A 17,499-nucleotide genomic window follows, 5' to 3' on the forward strand; every position below is an offset into this window, starting at 1 on the left:
CCGGCGTGCGGCCTACCGCTTGACGAGGTTGCGCAGCGCCGAGAGCACCGAGCGGTGACTGACCTCGGCGTAGATCTTCTTGTCCGGGCCGTACAGGACCACGAACGGGCACTGCTGGTCGTCCCCGCCCATGGTCTTGTCCAGCAGCCTGCGGCCGGTCGCCACCTCGTACACCCGCAGGCGGTAGGTGGCCTTGAGCAGCGTCAGCGTGTCCGGCTTCGGGTCGTCGTAGCGGCACTTGCGGATCGTCGCGCCGGTGCTCGTGCGATCCAGGCAGGCGACCATCTGCACGATCTTCGGGTCCTCCGACGCCCAGGTCCGCTCCACCCGCTTCGACAGGCCCTCGTCGTAGTAGTAGACCTGGTCGTGGCGGCGGCTGCCCGTGCCCATGTCGGTGCCGACGAGCAGTGCCACCGGGTGCGGCGCCGCTCCGGTGCGCTTCGGCGACTGCGGGAAGTAGAGAACCCCGTCGCACACGTCGTTCAGATCGGAGATCTGCGCCGCCGGGAAGTCGCTCGGCTGCGGCCCGCGCGCCGACGGCTCCACGCTCGCCGTCGCACCCGGCGTGGGCGTCGCGCCGGACGACCGCCAGGGCGCCACGGGCGGGGCGGCCGGCTCCCGCTCGGCCGCCTCGCGGGGCGAGGAACCCAGCAGGAACGCGCCGCCGATCAGGCCCGAGCACGCCACCAGCAGCAGCACGCTCAGCGCCGCGACGGCAATGACCAGACCGCGGTTGCGGCCGGTCGACGGCGGACCGGGCGGAGGGTACGGCCCGTACGGCGCGGCCGACCCGAACGACGCCACCGGGGTGGGCGGCCCGTAACCCGTGACAGGCGGCCCGTCGCTCGGCCCGGTGGCGGGCGGTGGTGGCGGCCCGGTAACGCCGGACGGCTCGCCGGCCGGCGGCATCCAGGCGCTCTCTCCCCGCTGTTCCGCGTCCCCCGCCGGTCCCTGATCGGATCCGGCCCCCGTGTCGGACATGCGCATTCCCCCGTCGAACCCGTGCGGAGCGCGCAACCTATCAGGCTCGCCGGGCCGGAGATGCCCCTACTAGATGGTTGCGCTACCTAGGTAGCGGCGCTACCGTCATCGCCGGATGTCGTCCGATCGGGACAGTGCGGAGCGGGATGAACCAGGAACGGCGGGCGCAGTGGCTGCGCGGGGTGCTCGACCTCTGCGTGCTCGCGCTGCTGAGCCGCGGCGAGTCCTACGGCTACGAGCTGTCCCAGGCGCTGCGGGCCCACGGGCTGGGCGCCGTGCAGGGCGGCACCCTCTACCCGGTGCTGCTGCGGTTGCAGCGCTCCGGCCTGCTCACCGCGCACTGGCGGGAGGGCGGGACCGGGCCCGCGAGGAAGTACTACCGGATCAGCCCGGCCGGCAGCGCGGCGTTGCGGGCCGCCGCGATCGACTGGAGCGCCTTCGCGTCGAGCGTGGGCACGATACTGCGCGAGGAGCCGAAGCGGTGAACCACGAACCCTGGCTCGCCGCCCTGACCGGCGAACTGCGCCGGCACGGGGTGGGGCCCGACCTGACCGGCCACGTCGTCGCCGAGGCGGCCACCCACCTGCTCGACAGCGGGGAATCGCCGCTGCGGGTCTTCGGCGCGCCGGAGACCTACGCCCGGGCGGTGGTCGACAGCCTCGGCGGCCCCGACGTGCGGCCGCCGCGCCGCCAGCCCGGGCCGGTGCGGCTCGCCGCCCGGGGCATCACCAAGCGCTACCGGGGACGGACCGTCCTGGACCGGGTCGACCTCACCGTCCGGGCCGGCCAGATCGCGGCGGTGGTCGGCGCCAACGGCGCCGGCAAGAGCACGTTCCTGCGGATCTGCGCCGGCCTGCTGAGCCCGGAGGCGGGCACCGTCGAGGTGCACGGCACGCTCGGATACTGCCCGCAGGACGGCGGCACCGCCGAGTTCCTCAGCCCGGACGAGCACTTCGTGCTGATCGGCGCCGGGCGAGGGCTGGGCCGGACGGCGGCGCGGCGGGCCGGGCGCGCGGAGGCGGCCGGGCTGGAGTGGACGCCGCCGCGGCGCACCCAGGCCCGGCACCTCTCCGGTGGCACGCGGCAGAAGCTCAACCTGGTGCTGGCCCGGCTCGGCGAGCCGGACGTGCTGCTCCTCGACGAGCCCTACCAGGGATTCGACCGGGGCACCTACCTCGACTTCTGGCACGAGGTGTGGCGGTGGCGCGACGCCGGCAAGGCCGTCGTGGTCGTCACCCACCTGCTCAACCAGCTCGACCGCGTCGACGTCGTGCTCGACCTGGCCGGGGAGCGCGACGCATGAGCCGGACCCTCGTGGTGGCCGAGGCCGCCCTGCGCGAGCTGCTGCGCCGCCGTACCGTGCTGGTCATCCTGCTGCTGATGCCGCTGGCCTTCTACCTGAGCCGCCGCGGCGACTTTCTCGGGCAGTCGATCCGATTCGTCTGTCTCGGCCTGGCCTGGGCGCTCAGCACCGCCGCGCTGTTCGCGGGCAGCGCGGCGCGGGGCATGGAACCCCGCCTGCGGCTCTCCGGCTACGGCAGCCGGCACCTGGTGCTCGGCCGGCTGCTCGCGCTGTGGACGGTCGGCGTGCTGCTCTCCACCCCGTACTTCCTGCTCGTCCTGGCCGACCAGCGCGACGTCCGGTACGGCGCGATCGCCCTCATCATGGCGCTGACCGTGTTCGTGTCGGTGCCGTTCGGCCTGCTGCTGAGCGCCGTGCTGCCGCGCGAGCTGGAGGGCACGCTGGTGCTGCTGACAGTGGTCGGTCTCCAGATGGTGATGGACCCGGCGGGCAGCGCCACCCGGGCGCTGCCGTTCTGGTTCAGCCGCGAGCTCGCCACGTACGCCGTGGACCACACCGACGGCGGCTACCTCACCCGGGGCCTGACCCACGGGCTGGTCTACGCGGTGGCGCTCACGGTGCTGGTCGTGGTGGCCGCCGCGGTGCGGCTGCGGCAGCGCCGGCACCTGCGCCTGGCCACCTGACCGGCGGGGGGCGGCGGACCGGACCGGGGCGCCGGGCGTGGCAGGATCGGCGCGTGCAGATCGGGTTGCTGGGGCCGTTCCAGGTCACCACGGACGGCGGCGAACCGGCGGATGTGCCGGGCGCACGGCTGCGCGGACTGCTGGCCGCCCTCGCGCTCCAGCCCGGCCGGGTGCTCCCGAAGGCGACGCTCGTCGACTGGATCTGGGGCGAGCAGCCGCCCGCCGACGCCGCGAACGCGCTGCAACGGCTGGTGTCCCGGCTGCGCAAGGCGCTGCCGGCGGGCGCCGTCGACGGGCTGCCGGACGGCTACCGGCTCGCCGTCGCGCCCGACGCCGTGGACGCCGTACGGTTCGAACGTCTCGTCCGCCGGGCCCGCGACGGCGACGGGCCGCAGCGGGTGCGGTTGCTGCGCGAGGCGCTGGGCCTGTGGCGCGGCGACGCGCTGCGCGACGTCGGCCTGCCCGACAGCCCGGCGCTCGACGCGGCGGCGACCCGGCTGGAACGGCTGCGCCTGACCGCGACGGAGGACCGGTACGACGCGGAGATCGGGCTCGGCGGGGAAGCGGACCTGATCCCGGAGCTGACCGACCTGGTGGCCGCCCATCCGGTGCGCGAGCGGCTCGCCGCGGCGCTGATGCGCGCGCTCGTCGCGGCCGGCCGGGACACCGAGGCGCTGCTCGTCTACCAGCGCACCGCCGACGCGCTCGCCGACGCGCTCGGCGCCGACCCGTCGCCGGAGCTGTCGGCGCTGCACGTCGCCCTGCTGCGGGGCGAGACGGTACGCCGGGAGGACACCCGCCGGACCAACCTGCGTGCCGAGCTGACCAGCTTCGTCGGCCGGGACGCCGATCTCGCCGCGGTCGGCGCGCTGGTGGCCGAGCACCGGCTCGTCACGCTCACCGGTCCGGGTGGCTCCGGAAAGACCAGGCTGGCCACCGAGACCGGGCGCCGGATGACGGGCGACCTGCCGGACGGCGTGTGGCTGGTGGAGTTCGCCGCGATCAGCGCCGACGGGGACGTGGCGCAGGCGACGATCTCCGGGCTCGGCCTGCGCGACGCGCTGCTCGGCGACGCGGGCAGCGCGGAGCCGGCCGACCGGCTCGTCGCGGCGATCCGGGACCGGGAGATGCTGCTGATCCTGGACAACTGCGAACACGTCGTGGAGCAGGCGGCGGCGCTGGCCCACCGGCTGCTCGGCGAGTGCCGGCGGCTGCGGATCCTGGCCACCAGCCGGGAACCGCTCGGCATCACCGGGGAGGTGCTGTGGCCGGTCGCGCCACTGGGCCTGCCGGACGGCGACTCCGCTGTCGCCGAGGTGGAGTCGTCGCCCGCCGTCCGCCTGCTGCGGGACCGGGCCGCCGCGGTCCGCCGGGACCTCGCGTCCGACGCCCGCACGGCGATGACGATGGCGCGGATCTGCCGCGCGCTCGACGGGATGCCGCTGGCGATCGAGCTGGCCGCGGCGCGGCTGCGCACCATGTCCGTCGACCAGCTCGCCACCCGGCTCGACGACCGGTTCCGGCTGCTCACCGGTGGCAGCCGGACCGCCCTGCCCCGGCACCGGACGCTGCGCGCGATGGTCGACTGGAGCTGGGAACTGCTCACCGACGCCGAACGCGCGGTGCTGCGCCGGCTGTCGGTGTTCTCCGGCGGGGCGGGCCTGGACGCGGCCGAGCGGGTCTGCGCCGGCGGCGCCGTCGAGCCGGGCGAGGTGCTCGACCTGCTCACCGCGCTGACCGAGAAGTCGCTGCTGGTCGCCGCCGGCGACGTCGCGCCGCGCTACCGCATGCTCGGCACGATCAAGGAGTACGCCGCGCAGCGGCTCGCCGAGGCGGGGGAGGCGGACGTCGCGCGCCACGCGCACCTGGCGTACTTCACCGGGCTCGCCGAAGCGGCGGCTCCGCGGCTGCGCCGCGCCGACCAGCTCACCTGGCTCGCCCGGCTGGAAGCCGAGCACGACAACATCACCGCCGCGATGCGCGGTGCGCTCGCCGCCGGTGAGGGGCGCGAGGCGATGCGGCTCGCGGCCGGCGCCGGCTGGTACTGGTGGCTCGGCGGCCATCGGACCGAGGGCATGGAACTCATCATCGGGGCCACCGAGACGCCCGGCGACGTCCCCGACCACGTCCGCGCCGTGGTGTACGGACTCGTGGTGCTGTTCCTCAGCTCCGGACCGGGCGACGCGCAGCACGCGGCCGAGTGGATCCACAAGGCGTACCGGTTGGGCGGGGAGGGCCGCGGCGGTCATCCGGAGCTGGCCCTGGTCGTGCCGATGGAACGCATGCTGCGGGAGCCGGACGCGCTGCTGCCCGCCTGGGAGTCGCTGCTCGACCACGAGGACCCGTGGGTACGCGCGCTGGCCCGGCTGCACCTGGGCAAGCTGCGGGTCATCCTCGGCATCGAGGCGGCGGAGGCGGAGGCGTGGCTGCGGCAGGCGCTCGCCGAGTTCCGGGCGGTGGGCGAACGCTTCGGGATCTCGTTCGCGCTCAGCGAGCTGGCCGAGCTGATCGCCGTACGCGGTGACGTCGCCGCCGCCTGCGACTACTACGAGCAGGCCGTCGCGGCGGTCACCGAGGTCGGCGCCGTCGAGGACGTGATCCGGATGCGGGCGCGGCTGGCCTGGCTGTACCGGCTGGGCGGCGACGAGACGGCGAGCGCCGCCGCCGTGGCCGAGGCGCAACGGCTCGCCGCCCGGGTCGCGTGGCCGGGCGCGCTGGCCGAGCTGGCGCTGACCAAGGCGTACATGGCCCGTTACGACGGCGACGCGGACGAGGCGTACGCGCAACTGCGGGCGGTGTCGGCGCTGCTCGGCGACGAGGCGGACCTGGCCGGCGTCCGGGCCGGGATTCAGGATCTGCTGGGCTACCTGGCCGAGGACGTCGAGCAGGCCCGTACCCACCGGGCGGCGGCGTGCCGGGCGGCGCGCGAGGCCGGCTACGCGCCGCTGACCGCGCAGGTGCTCGTCGGTGTCGCGGACCTGGCGTTGCGGCTGGACCGGCCGGACCAGGCGGCGCGGCTGCTGGGTGCCGCCACCGCGGTACGCGGGCTGCCCGACCGCGCGCACCCCGACGTGCCCCGGATCGAGGCGGCGGCGCGCGACCGCCTCGGCGACGCGGGGTTCGCCGAGGCGGTCGCACAGGGCCGGGAGACCGGCTGGGAGCGGCTGGTGGAGATCACGCTCGCTTCGTGAACGTGGACCGCGCCCACAGGTAGCCGACCACGGCGATGCCGGCGCACCAGGCGATCGCGGGGATCACGTCACCGGCCGACGGCGCGCCGTCCAGCAGGCCGCGCAGCGTCTCGATGATCGGCGTGAACGGCTGGTACTCGGCGAACTGCCGCAGTCCCGGCCCCATCTTGTCCGCCGGCACGATCGCGCTGCTGAAGAACGGCAGCAGGACCAGCGGTACGGCGGCCATGCCCGCCGACTCCGGCGACTTCGCGAACAGGCCCAGCGCGACGGTGAACCAGCTGACGGCGACGCTGAGCAGCACCACCACGCCGGCCACACCGAGCCAGTGCAGGGGATCGGCGGCCGGGCGGAAGCCGAGCAGGAACGCCACCCCGACCAGGGCCGCGACCGCGAGGACGTTCGTCAGCACGGTGGCGACGACATGGCCGGTCAGCACCGCGCCCCGGGAGACGTGCATGACCTTGAACCGGTTGATGATGCCCTTGGTCATGTCGGAGCTGACCGAGGTCGCGGTGCCGCCGAGGCCGTAGCAGACCGCCAGCAGCATCAGGCCCGGCGTCGCGTAGTCGACGTAGTCGACACCGACGGAGAACGCGTCGCCGAGCATGTAGACGAACATCAGCATGACGATGATCGGCATCAGCACCGCGTTGAACACCGAGGTCGGGTTGCGGCGCAGGTGCGTCAGGTTGCGGCGCAGCATGACGACCGAGTGGTTCCTGCTCATTTCGCGGCCACCTCCGGGGTACGGCCCGTCAGGGCCAGGAAGACGTCGTCGAGGTCGGGGGTCTGGACGGACAGGTCGCCGGCGCTGATCGCGTGCGCGTCGAGCCGGTCGAGCAGGGCGCGCAGCGAGGCGGTCCCGCCGTCGGTGGGCACCCGCAGCGCCAGCGCCTCCTCGTCGCGTACGGCGTCGGCCAGCACCAGCGCCGCCGCGTCGAGTTCGGCGACTGTGCCGAACCGCAACCGCACGTGCGTGCCGGGAATCCGGCGCTTCAGCTCCTCCGGCGTGCCCTGGGCGACCAGCCGGCCCTGGTCGAGCACCGCGATCCGGTCGGCGAGGCGGTCGGCCTCGTCGAGGTACTGGGTGGTGAGGAAGACCGTCACGCCGCCGGCCACCAGTTCCCTGATGATCGACCACATGGTGCGCCGGCTGCGCGGGTCCAGCCCGGTCGTCGGCTCGTCCAGGAAGATGATCCGCGGCTCGCCGACCAGCGTCATCGCCAGGTCCAGCTTGCGGCGCATGCCCCCGGAGTACGTCGACACCATCTTGTCGGCGGCCTCGACCAGGTCGAACCGTTCCAGCAGCTCGGCGACGACCCGCTTGCCGGGCACGCGGTCGCGCGGGCCGAGGTCGACCATCAGTTGCAGGTTCTCCCGCCCGCTCAGCAGTTCGTCCACCGCCGCGAACTGCCCGGTCACCCCGATCGCCGCGCGGACCGCCTTGGCCTCGGTGGTCACGTCGTGCCCGGCGACCCGCACCGACCCGGCGTCGGCGCGGATCAGGGTGGTCAGGATGTTCACGGTCGTCGTCTTGCCGGCCCCGTTCGGGCCGAGCAGCGAGAAGATCGTCCCGGCGGGGACGTCCAGGTCGATGCCGTCGAGCACCACCCGGTCCTTGTACGCCTTGCGCAGTCCGGAGACCGCGATCGCTGAACTCGTCATGCGACCACCATGGGCGGCCGTACCGCCACCGCCCTGACACGGCGCTGACACGGCCGCTGACAGCTTGTCGGTGGGCCGGCGTACGGTCCCGCCGTGGAACGGGAGACGTTCTGGGAGATCGTGGAGCGGGCGCGCCGTGCCGCGGGACGCGACACGGTCACCGCCGAGGGGGCCGGGTGGGCGAGGATGGTCGGCATGGCCGGGTCGACGGGTGCGAGGCTGCCGCTCCAGGGCGGGCTGCCACCCGGCGGGGCGCTGACCGGCGCGGTGCGGGAGATCGCCTGCGACGAGTCCGGTTTCTCCGGCACCAACCTGCTCGACCCGGCCACCCCGGTGATCGTCCACGCCAGCGTCGACCTGAGCCGTGCCGAGGCGGCCGCGTTGATCGGTACGCTGCGGTCCGGGTTCCGGTTCTCACCCGACGAGGTCAAGTCGCGGCAGTTCCTGCGCCGCCGCGAAGCCGCCGAGGCGGTGGAGTGGTTCCTGTCGGCGCTGCGGGGCCGGGCGCACGTGCACCTGGTCGACAAGGAGTTCTTCCTCGCCACCCGGGTCGTCGACCTGCTGCTGGCCGAGCCGTCGTACGCGGCGGGCACCCGCCTCGCCGGTGACCGGCGTCCGGCCGCGGCGGCACTGCACCGGGCCGGGCGGGCGGCCGGGCCCGGCTGGGCGGTCTTCCTCGCCGCCGTGGTCGAGATGCTGCGCACCAAGCGGCGGGACCGGGCGGACGACCGGAGCGTGGCACGGTTCTTCGCCGCGCGGGACGCGCTGCGCCGCCACGTCGGCGACGCGCAGGCCGGCGCGGTCCTCGACGCGCTCGACCCGGCCCGGGTGGCAGCCGTCCAGGCCCGGTTGTACGCGGGCGACCGGACGATCCCGCCGCCGCTGGAGCCGCTGCTGCCGGCGCTGGCCGAGACCGTCCTGCACTGGAGCACCGGCCGGCGGCGGGTGCTGGTGATCCACGACGAGCAGAGCGCGCTCACCGAGGACCGGCTGCGCCGCCTCCAGGCGGCACTGGCCGCGGGCGATCCGGCCGGCCCGTCACCGCTGGCCGGGCTGGTGATGACCGACTCGCGCGACGACCCGCGCGTCCAGGCCGCCGACCTGCTCGCCGGGGTGGCCCGCCGGATGCCCGGCGTCCCCGGCGACGGACCGCTGCGCCCGCTGCTGTCCCCGCCCGCCGGGCCCGGCCCGGACGCCGTCGAAGCCGGGCAGGCCCTGGACGCCGCCGAAGCCGGCCCCGGCCCGGGTGCCGCCGACGCGACGCAGGAACGGACCAGCGCCACCGCGGCGCACGACCCGAACGCCGTGCCGGCGGAACAGGAGCCGACGTGATCCTCGACGACGTGACACCGGCCGGCGGGGTGCACTGCGAGACCACCACGCTCGGCGTGCTGACCCGGCACGCCGGGATGGACCTGTCCGAGCCGATGCTGTTCGGCCTCGGCGAGGGGCTCGGCTTCGTCTACTGGGACGCCAAGGGCATGGACGTGCCGTTCCTCGGCGGGCGCACCAAGCCGCTGTGCGTGACCCGGGCCGCCGCCGGCCGCCTCGGCCTGGATCTGCGCGTCCGGGAGACGACGTCGGCGGCCAGGGCGTGGCGGAACGTCACCGACGCGCTGGACGCCGGGCAGCCGGTCGGCCTGCAACTGGACTCGTACCACCTGGACTACTTCACCACCCGGGTCCACTTCGGCGGGCACACCGTCGCGATGTACGGCTACGACGACACCCGCGCCCACCTGGTCGACACCGCCCAGCAGGGCGGCGCGGTGACCACCACGCTGGACAGCCTGGCGCGCGCGCGTGCCGCGCGTGGACCGATGACCGCGCGCCACCTGTCGTACACGCTCACCGCGCCCGGCGGTCCGCCGGATCTGGACGCCGCCGTGCGCGCGGCGGTACGCGCCAACGCCGCGGCGTTCCTCGACCCGCCGATCGCCAACCTCGGTCACCGGGGGATCGCCACCGCCGCCGCCCGGGTGACCCGCTGGCTGGACCGCGCCGCCGACCCGGCACGCGACCTTCCGCTCGCCGCGACGCTGATGGAACGCGGCGGCACCGGCGGCGCGCTGTTCCGCGCCGTGTACCGGGACTTCCTCGCCGAGGCCGCCGCCGTCACCGGCGACGCGGGGCTGCGGCGGGCGCAGCGGATGTACGCCGGCCTCGCGCCGCTGTGGACCGCCGTCGCGGGCCACATCGCCGACGCCGGGCGGACCGGCGACCCGGCCCACCTGACCCGCGCGTCGGCGGTCCTGGCCGACCTGGCCGTCCGCGAACGCGAGGCGATGACGGTGCTGGCGGCCGTGGACGCCGGGTAGCCGTCAGCCGAGCTGCTCGGCCAGCGCCACGATGACGCCCGCCGGGCCGCGCAGATAGCAGAGCCGGTAGACGTCCCCGTAGTCCGCCACCTCACCGATCAGCTCGCCGCCGTGGGCCCGCAGGCGGGCCACCGTGTCGTCGACGTCGTCCACGGCGAACATGACCGACCGCAGGCCCAGCGTGTTCGGCGGCGCGTCCGGCGGTTCGGCGGCGACGAGCGCCGGCGCCCGGAACCGCGTCAGTTCGAGCTTGCCGTGGCCGTCCGGGGTGCGCATCATCGCGATGTCGACCCGGACGCCGTCGATGCCGTTCACCCGGTCCACCCACGGCCCCTCGACCGGCATCTCACCCTCCACCTCCATGCCGAGTTCGGTGAAGAAGGCGATCGCGGCCGGCAGGTCGTCCACCACGACACTGACGTGGTCCATCCGCTGAAGCGTCACGCCCCGAGCATAGGGCGACCTCCGGCGTGGTCAGCTCATGTCGAGCGTGTACGCGGCCTCCCGCACGTCGGCGTCCGGGTGACGGCGCAACCCGACGAGCAGGTTCCGCCACGGCGTCTTCCAGCCGAACTCCGACCCGTGCGCGACGAGTGCGACCGCGAACAGCCCACCGGCCAGGTCGCCGCGCCCGGCGAGGCGGGCGACCGTGCCGGCGAGGTCCGCCGGTTCGGGCCGACGCCGCATGGTGAGCAGGCGATCGCCGACGCGTCGCGCGGTGCGCACCGCGACCACGGGCCGGCCCGCGCAGAGCGCGGCGGCCTCGTCCAGGTCGTCGAGGCGGCCGAGGTCGACGAGCAGCCCGGTGGCCGTACCCAGGAAGGTGTCCTTGCCGGCGAGCCACCGCGCCGCCTCGACCAGCCCGGCCCGGTCGGCACCGGCGGGGCGGCTGTCGGACCACAGGGCCGCGCCCTCCGCGAGCGACTCGACGCGCCGCCGGGCGGGCCGGTCGGCGGCCGGGCCGCCCGGGTCGTCGTCGGCGGCGTCCCGCTCCACCAGGCGGGTCAGCGCGGCCCGGAACGCCTCGTCGCCGCCGGCCCGCAGCAGGTTCGCCACCCCGATGCCCGGCGTCGTCTCGTCCGGGTCGGTGAGCCGGTCCACGACCAGGTCGGTGACGCCGGTCAGCCACTGCCACCACTCGCCGAGCGCGTCGAACGCCGCGCGGCGGACCTCCCGGTCGTCGGCCCGGCACGCCTGCACCACCAGCGCGGCGTAGGTGCGGCGGTGGCGCTGCGAGATCCCGGACGGGTACGCGCCGAGCACCGCCCGCCGCTCCTCCCGGCTGGCGTGCACCGCCGCGCGCAGGACCGCCCAGCCCGCCTCGGTCCCCAGCCGCTGCCGGGCGGCGGAGACGATCGCCGCGCGCACGTCGCGGTGCGTGTCCGGATCGGCGTACGCCTCACCGAGCGCCGCCATCACGTCCACGTGCGCGTAGCGGGCCAGGAGCCGGGCGGCCTCCTTGCGGCTGGTGACCTTCGCGGCACCGGTCAGCACCCCGCCCAGCAGCTCGGCCAGCCGGGCCGGCGGGACGTACCGGGCGGCCCGCCCGGCGGCGTACAGCGCGACGCGTGCCCGGTCGCCGTCGGCGTACCGGAGCAGCACCGGGAACGCCTCGTCCGGCCGGTCGGTCCAGACCAGCGCGCCCAGCGCCGCCTCGGCGACCGGCACCTCGGACGCGTCGACGTGGCGCAGCACCAGCTCGCGTCCGGCGGGGCCGGCCCCGGCGGCGGCCCGGATCGCCGCCGCCCGCTGCCACACCCGGTGACCGGAGTCGGCGACGACGCGCGCCTGGAGCGCCACGAAGCGTTCCTGGTGGCGGGGGAGCCACCGTTGCGCGCGCGGCGCCGGGCCGGGCACCCACCGTTTCCCGCTCTCCACGAACCGGCCGCGCGGGGGCCGGTCCAGCACCCGGTCGAGCAGGTCGGTGCGGGACGTGCAGACGATCGCCCACACCTCGCCGATCGCGATCGCCGACGCGTCGACGTCGAGCACCTCGGCGACGCGCCGCGAGCGGGTACGCGGATCGGCGAGCCAGAGCCCGGCCGCCGTCCGGGCCACGGCGGGCAGGGTGTCCGGCCCGACCGTCCGGCGCAGCAGGTCCTGCAGCTCCGGCAGCCGCCAGGCCCGCCGGCCGAGCGCGTGGGTGAACGCGAACAGCAGCCCGTACCGGCCGCGCGCCATGCCCGCCTCGATCCGGCCGCGCAGCCGGTCGAACACCACCGCCTCCTGGCCGTGCCGCAGCACGGTGTCGAGCCGGCGCAGCACCGGAACGTTCGCGTCGCTGCTCACCGCGTCGATCGTGCGCAGTGCCCATTCGACCAGTTCCGGCACGTCCACGTGGTGGGTGAGGACGTCGACGGCGAGCCGGCTCAACGCGGTGGTGGTGGTCGCCGAGGCGTCCCGCGCGTCGACCGCGTCGGTGGTGAGCCCGGTCAGTCCACCGGCGCTCGTGGCGGTGAGCAGCGGCGCCACAGTGGCGAGCGCGGTGAGCGCTGCGGCGCGGACCGGGTCCTGCTCGTTGCGCAGCCGGCCGAGCCGGACCACCACCTGGGCCACCGTGCGCGGGTCGCGGGAGCGGCGCGCGGCCGCCACCAGCAGCCGCCAGCCGTCCGCCCGCTCGTCCGCGTCGCCCGAGCGCAGCGCCGCGCTCGCCGACGCGGACGCCTCCGGCCAGGGCAGGTACGCGCTCCAGAACCGCACCTGCTCCTCCCGCTCGCGGACCGACGGCAGGGTCAGCACCCGGGCCGCCTCGCGCGCCCGTACCGCCGCCGGCAGCACCTCCATCACCTGGGCGCCGGGCAGCAGCGCCGTGGTGTCGGTGTCGGCCAGCGCCCCGTCGTACAGCTCGGCGCGGCGGCTCGGCGCGACGGCGCGCAGCAACGCGGCCAGCGCGTGGTCGTGCTCCCGCAGCCGGGCGGCCAGCGGGACCAGTTCGGCCGTGGGCAGCGCGGCGAGGCGGCGCAGCAGCGCCCGGGGCAGCGTGGTCCGTGCCAGCCAGGCCGCGCGTGCGGGCGACGTGAGCAGGCGGACGACCCGGCGGGCGTCGTGCGCGGCGAGCCGCCCGTACGCGACGGGCGGGCCGGGCAGCGACTCCTCGGGCGCGTACCCGTCGAGCAGGTCCAGCGCCCGCGCCGGATCGCCGTGCAGCACCGCGCCGGCGACCTCCGCCCAGATCCGCCCGCGTGACTCCGGTGGGGCCACGGCCATCCGCTGACCGGTGCGCGTCAGCACGATGTCGGAGTGCGACCGCATCAGCCGTTCCGGGTTCAGCGCGTGTTCCAGATCGGGCAGCCACGCCCGTACCGTCTCGGGGCCGCACGCCGGCAGCAACGCGGCGGCCTCGTGGTCACCGAACCGCTCGCGTACCCCGATGATCAGCGCGTCGGCGACGGCCGGCACCGGGTTGCGGCGCAGCGCCCGGTAGACGCGCCGCCGCGCGCCGGCCGGCCGGTCGGTCAGGTCGGCGGGCGTCACGCCGGCCCGCACGGCGGCGGTCAGCGCGGTGGCGGCGATCGAGGGTTCCGGGTCGAACGTCGCGGCCAGGACGGCCGCGGTGTCCCGGGTCGCCAGCGCGGCGAGCAGCGCGAGACGCCGCTCGTAGGGCCCGTGCCGGCGCAGGTCGGCGCAGACCTGCGCCCGGTCGGGCGCGGTGCGTGCCCACGCCACGAGGCGCCGCGTCCGGTCGCGGTGGGGCAGCGGGTCGAGGGCGGCGAGCAGGTCGCGGGTGGCGGTGGGCACGGCGCTCATTGTGCCGGTGCGCGGGTCGCCGCGGGTGCCCGTCGCGCCTATTCTGCAATTCCTATGGAAGTTGTAGATTTTCAGCGTTCTCCCAGCCGCCCGGGATTGACATCAATCGGACCGTCGGGGATATTCCTAGCGGCGCGTCGGGGCGCGGGGCGGAGCAGGCGAGGTCTGCGGACTTCACCTGCGTGACGTGCGGAAAGGTGTTCGTGCTGCCCCTGCTCCGCGGGGTCCGGATGAGGTTGGGAAATGATTAATCGGGCCGTCGAATTCGCCAAGCACAATTCGCCGAATTCTCTGCGGGTCAAGGCCCGGCGGGCGCAGATGGAAGCGCGCAACGCCCGTATGCGACTCACCGTTCCGGTGGTGGCCCACAGCGAGTTCGACAACATCTTCCACTGCACCGTCCGCAAGACCGGCAGCCAGTGGATCAAGGCGTTGTTCAGCGACCCGGCCGTCTACCGCTACAGCGGGCTGCTGCCCTACGACCCGCGCTTCTACTCCGGCGGCGCGACCGCCCCGGTGCCGGCCGGCCGCATCGGCCTGGCGATCTTCCTCTCCCACAAGCGGTTCGAGGCGGTGCCCAAGGCCGGCGGCTACCGCGCGTTCTTCGTGATCCGCGACCCGCGCGACGTGGTCGTGTCCAGCTACTTCTCGCTGCGCAACTCACACGCCCCGATGGGCGACATCCCGCAGGCGCGCAAGGCCCTCCAGGAACTGCCGAAGAAGGAGGGCATGCTCTACGTCATCGACCGCCTGCGCGACAAGAAGCAGTTCGGGCAGATGCGGTCCTGGGCGGTCGCGCCGAGCGACGAGACGTTCCGGCTGTTCCGCTACGAGGACCTGACCGGCGAGCGGCAGGCCGACGAGGTCGACCAGCTCCTGCGGCACTGCGGCATCACGCTGCCCCCGGCCGAGCTGGAGGCCCTGCTGGCCCGCTACAGCTTCACCAGGATGAAGAAGTCGAAGGAGACGCCCGGGCGGATCTCCCACTACCGCAAGGGCGCGTCCGGCGACTGGCGCAACCACTTCGACGACGACATCTACGCCGCGTACACGAAGGCGGCCGGTGACCTCGCGGAGATCCTCGGCTACCCCGCCCGGGACGACGAGCGGAACGGGCAGGAATCCGCCGCACGGTAGAGCGGTGACGGCGGTACGGTGTTCGTCCCGCTCGGAAGGGGACGCATCACGAGCCTGCCTGCCCGAACCACAGATCGTGGACAGACTGCAAGCCGTCGTGCGTCGAGTCGGTCACTCGGAAGAACTTCCACGCATAGCCGAAGGGGTCCTCGAACTCGACGTACCTCTCTCCCCACGGTGCGTTCGCCGGACCGGCACTGATGACGCAGCCGGCAGCTTCACACCGCAGGGCGGCTTCGTCGATGTCGTCTACCTCGAGCCCGATGACAACGCCGAGCCCGCGCGGGCCGGTCTTCGTCTGACGTTCCCGGGCGCTGTCCGGGAACGGGATGCCAACCAGCGCGTCGACCAGCAACTGCAACGGACCCCGCCGGAGGATTGCCATGGCGAGACCACCGTCAGCGCCAGGCACCGTGCCCACCGGGACGAAACCAAAACTCTGATACAACGTCGAGGCCGCCGTTACGTCATTGACCCGCAGCGCGACCCGTACCGGTGGCTCGTCGGTCATCCCGCGACGGTAGCGATTCGGCACACTGCGCGCAACGCTCACCCAACCGGTCCATTCCACCTCCGTATCTCGACGGTCCTTTCCGGAACGCGAAGGATCGTGCGAGGCGGTGAGCGAATGATCCCCACCTGGACCGCCGTATGCTCTTGCCGTGGAGCTGCGGTTCACCACCCGGACGTCCGACTCGGACTGGATCGACACCGTGTGGACCTGCACCAGCGATCGGGTCGACGAGATGACGTCGGTGGCGACCCCGTGCTGGGGACTCGTGTTCTGGCAGCGCGACGGGCGCTCGTACGCGGCCGTCTCCGGCCCCGAGACCGCGACCGGCACCGCGCCGGTGCCCGAGGGCGCCACGTTCGTCGGCATCGAGTTCGCGGTGGGCACCTCCCTGCGGCTCGTACCCACGCCCGCGCTGGTCGACGGCGGCGCCGAGCTGCCCGACGTGAGCCGCAGCACGTTCCGGCTCGACGGCGGCCGGTGGCCCACACCCGGCCCGGACGACGCCGAGGCCCTGGTGGACCGGCTGGTCCGTGCCGGTGCGGTGGTCCGCGACCCGCTCGTCACCGAGACCCTGCGCGGCGGCCGCCCACCGGCCTCACCCCGTACCCTCGAACGCCGGTTCCGCGCCGCGACCGGCCTGACCCGGGGCGCGGTGCGGCAGATCGACCGCGCGCGCCGCGCCGCCGTGCTGCTGGCCGCCGGCGGCCCGCCCGCCGACGCGGTCACCACCTTCGGGTACGTGGACGAACCGCACCTGGCCCGCGCGCTGCGCCGGTACGTCGGACGGACGGCCGGTGAGCTGCGTGCGGGCGCCGGTGGTGCGATAGCGCTGGACCCGGCTCAGCGGGTCACGTCGTAGATCAGCTTGACCACGCCGTTGGGGTAGGCGGCGGAGTCGCGCAGACGCAGCGTCTGCCGGTCCCGGTCGGCCTGGCTGAACAGGCTCTTGCCGGCGCTGAGCAGCACCGGGAAGACGAGCAGGTGGTACCTGTCGATCAGGTCCGCCTCGGCGAGACGGCGGGCGAGTTCCGCGCTGCCGTGGATGAAGACGTCGCCGCCGTCGCCCTGCTTGAGCGCGGCCACGCCGGCGGTGCTCCGCAGGACCGTCGTCGGCCCCCAGCCGTCGACCAGGGCGTCCTCGGGTAGACTGGACGACACCACGTACTTCGGCAGGTCCCGGTAGGCGGCGTGGTCCTCGGAGTCGCGCCAGGTCGGCGCGAACGCTTCGTAGCTGCGCCGGCCGAACATCAGCGCCGTGGTCTGCGCCAGTTCCTCGCCCTTGAGCGAGAACGCCTCCGGCAGGAACTCGACGTCCTTGACGACCCAGCCGCCGCTGCGGTGCTCCTCGCCCGGGCCGCCGCCGGGGGAGTCCACGACGCCGTCGAGCGACATGAATCCGGTGTACACGAGATCACGCATGCGGGCCATGCTAGGAACGGCCGCCATCTGCCGTCTTGTACGGAACCGACACGCCTCAGCAGCCGCACGAGACGCCGGCCGGGGCGGTGAGGTCGTCGGCGGGCCGCCGGACGAGCCCCGCCCCGGTGCGCACCGGGAAACCCTCCCGCACCCAGTACTCGTACCCGCCGATCATCTCCTTGACCGGCCGGCCGAGCCGGGCGAACTCCAGCGCCGCGCGGGTGGCGCCGTTGCAGCCCGGCCCCCAGCAGTAGGTGACCACCGTGGCGTCCGGCGGGACCAGCTCGCCCGCCCGGGCGGCGATCTCGGCGGTGGGCAGGTGCACGGCGCCGGGGATGTGCCCCTGCCGCCACGCCGGAAGGGAGCGCGAGTCGACCACGACCAGGCCGGGGACGCCCGCCTCCAGGTCGGCGTGCACGTCGCTCACGTCGGCCTCGAACGAGAGGCGGGCCGCGAAGTGGGCGAGGGCGTCGGCGGGTCGGGCGGCGGGAATGCGCAGGACGTTCGACATGGCACCCATCGTGGTGGCCGCCGTCCG

16 protein-coding genes are annotated in these 17,499 nt (G+C 74.8%); 8 read left to right on the plus strand and 8 right to left on the minus strand.

Annotated elements, in window-relative coordinates; all coding sequences use genetic code 11:
- Positions 1–12: 12 nt before the first annotated feature.
- Positions 13–981, minus strand: a complete 969-nt coding sequence (locus tag V6U82_RS17035) for a hypothetical protein (RefSeq protein ID WP_334462313.1) — start codon at positions 979–981, stop codon at positions 13–15.
- A gap of 146 nt (positions 982–1,127) precedes the next feature.
- Between V6U82_RS17035 and V6U82_RS17040 the strand changes: the two genes are divergently transcribed.
- From V6U82_RS17040 to V6U82_RS17055, 4 genes are read left to right on the plus strand one after another with little or no spacing between them, the layout of a single operon-like run.
- Positions 1,128–1,466, plus strand: a complete 339-nt coding sequence (locus V6U82_RS17040) for a PadR family transcriptional regulator (protein ID WP_013285163.1) — start codon at positions 1,128–1,130, stop codon at positions 1,464–1,466.
- On the plus strand, positions 1,463–2,284 hold the full coding sequence (locus V6U82_RS17045; RefSeq protein ID WP_151010613.1) for an ATP-binding cassette domain-containing protein: 822 nt from the start codon (positions 1,463–1,465) through the stop codon (positions 2,282–2,284). Before V6U82_RS17040 ends, V6U82_RS17045 begins: the two co-directional genes overlap by 4 nt.
- Entirely contained in the window at positions 2,281–2,967 is a 687-nt protein-coding gene (locus V6U82_RS17050) for a hypothetical protein (RefSeq protein WP_334462323.1), read from the plus strand. The genes V6U82_RS17045 and V6U82_RS17050 overlap by 4 nt, the downstream gene beginning before the upstream one ends.
- A 53-nt stretch (positions 2,968–3,020) precedes the next feature.
- Positions 3,021–6,158 carry a BTAD domain-containing putative transcriptional regulator gene (locus tag V6U82_RS17055; RefSeq protein ID WP_334462325.1) on the plus strand — a complete coding sequence of 1,046 codons (3,138 nt, stop codon included), beginning with the start codon at positions 3,021–3,023 and terminating at the stop codon, positions 6,156–6,158.
- Here the strand turns inward: V6U82_RS17055 and V6U82_RS17060 are convergent.
- Both V6U82_RS17060 and V6U82_RS17065 read right to left on the minus strand, forming a co-directional pair.
- Positions 6,142–6,888: an ABC transporter permease gene (locus V6U82_RS17060; RefSeq protein ID WP_128139174.1), complete on the minus strand. Its 747-nt coding sequence runs from the start codon at positions 6,886–6,888 to the stop codon at positions 6,142–6,144. The genes V6U82_RS17055 and V6U82_RS17060 overlap by 17 nt on opposite strands.
- Positions 6,885–7,826 (minus strand): ATP-binding cassette domain-containing protein, encoded by a 942-nt coding sequence (locus V6U82_RS17065; protein ID WP_334462328.1) that lies wholly within the window; start codon positions 7,824–7,826, stop codon positions 6,885–6,887. The genes V6U82_RS17060 and V6U82_RS17065 overlap by 4 nt, the downstream gene beginning before the upstream one ends.
- A gap of 93 nt (positions 7,827–7,919) precedes the next feature.
- Between V6U82_RS17065 and V6U82_RS17070 the strand changes: the two genes are divergently transcribed.
- Together V6U82_RS17070 and V6U82_RS17075 are read left to right on the plus strand one after the other, a co-directional pair.
- Complete coding sequence (locus V6U82_RS17070) at positions 7,920–9,158, plus strand: hypothetical protein (protein WP_334462330.1); 1,239 nt, start codon at positions 7,920–7,922, stop codon at positions 9,156–9,158.
- Entirely contained in the window at positions 9,155–10,144 is a 990-nt protein-coding gene (locus V6U82_RS17075) for a BtrH N-terminal domain-containing protein (protein WP_334462332.1), read from the plus strand. The genes V6U82_RS17070 and V6U82_RS17075 overlap by 4 nt, the downstream gene beginning before the upstream one ends.
- A 3-nt stretch (positions 10,145–10,147) precedes the next feature.
- Here the strand turns inward: V6U82_RS17075 and V6U82_RS17080 are convergent, their stop codons facing one another.
- Together V6U82_RS17080 and V6U82_RS17085 are read right to left on the minus strand one after the other, a co-directional pair.
- The gene (locus tag V6U82_RS17080; RefSeq protein ID WP_334462449.1) at positions 10,148–10,573 is read right to left on the minus strand and encodes a VOC family protein; all 426 of its coding nucleotides are present in this window, start codon (positions 10,571–10,573) and stop codon (positions 10,148–10,150) included.
- 45 nt (positions 10,574–10,618) lie between these two features.
- Entirely contained in the window at positions 10,619–13,891 is a 3,273-nt protein-coding gene (locus tag V6U82_RS17085; protein WP_334462333.1) for a hypothetical protein, read from the minus strand.
- Positions 13,892–14,134: 243 nt separating this feature from the next.
- On the opposite strand from V6U82_RS17085, the gene V6U82_RS17090 reads away from it, so the two are divergent.
- Positions 14,135–15,028: a sulfotransferase domain-containing protein gene (locus V6U82_RS17090; RefSeq protein ID WP_334462335.1), complete on the plus strand. Its 894-nt coding sequence runs from the start codon at positions 14,135–14,137 to the stop codon at positions 15,026–15,028.
- A 46-nt stretch (positions 15,029–15,074) separates the two neighbouring features.
- Here V6U82_RS17090 and V6U82_RS17095 read toward each other — a convergent pair whose 3' ends face one another.
- Positions 15,075–15,539 carry a VOC family protein gene (locus V6U82_RS17095; protein WP_121683115.1) on the minus strand — a complete coding sequence of 155 codons (465 nt, stop codon included), beginning with the start codon at positions 15,537–15,539 and terminating at the stop codon, positions 15,075–15,077.
- Between the two features lie 151 nt (positions 15,540–15,690).
- On the opposite strand from V6U82_RS17095, the gene V6U82_RS17100 reads away from it, so the two are divergent.
- Complete coding sequence (locus tag V6U82_RS17100; RefSeq protein ID WP_334462339.1) at positions 15,691–16,401, plus strand: helix-turn-helix domain-containing protein; 711 nt, start codon at positions 15,691–15,693, stop codon at positions 16,399–16,401.
- On the opposite strand, the gene V6U82_RS17105 is transcribed toward V6U82_RS17100, so the two are convergent.
- Together V6U82_RS17105 and V6U82_RS17110 are read right to left on the minus strand one after the other, a co-directional pair.
- Positions 16,383–16,961 (minus strand): dihydrofolate reductase family protein, encoded by a 579-nt coding sequence (locus tag V6U82_RS17105; RefSeq protein ID WP_128137199.1) that lies wholly within the window; start codon positions 16,959–16,961, stop codon positions 16,383–16,385. The two genes, V6U82_RS17100 and V6U82_RS17105, sit on opposite strands and share 19 nt — an antisense overlap.
- 55 nt (positions 16,962–17,016) lie before the next feature.
- Positions 17,017–17,481 (minus strand): rhodanese-like domain-containing protein, encoded by a 465-nt coding sequence (locus V6U82_RS17110; protein WP_334462340.1) that lies wholly within the window; start codon positions 17,479–17,481, stop codon positions 17,017–17,019.
- Positions 17,482–17,499: the final 18 nt, after the last annotated feature.

Origin of the sequence: Micromonospora sp. CPCC 205554, from assembly GCF_036902745.1 — a bacterium.
GTDB lineage: Bacteria > Actinomycetota > Actinomycetes > Mycobacteriales > Micromonosporaceae > Micromonospora > Micromonospora tulbaghiae.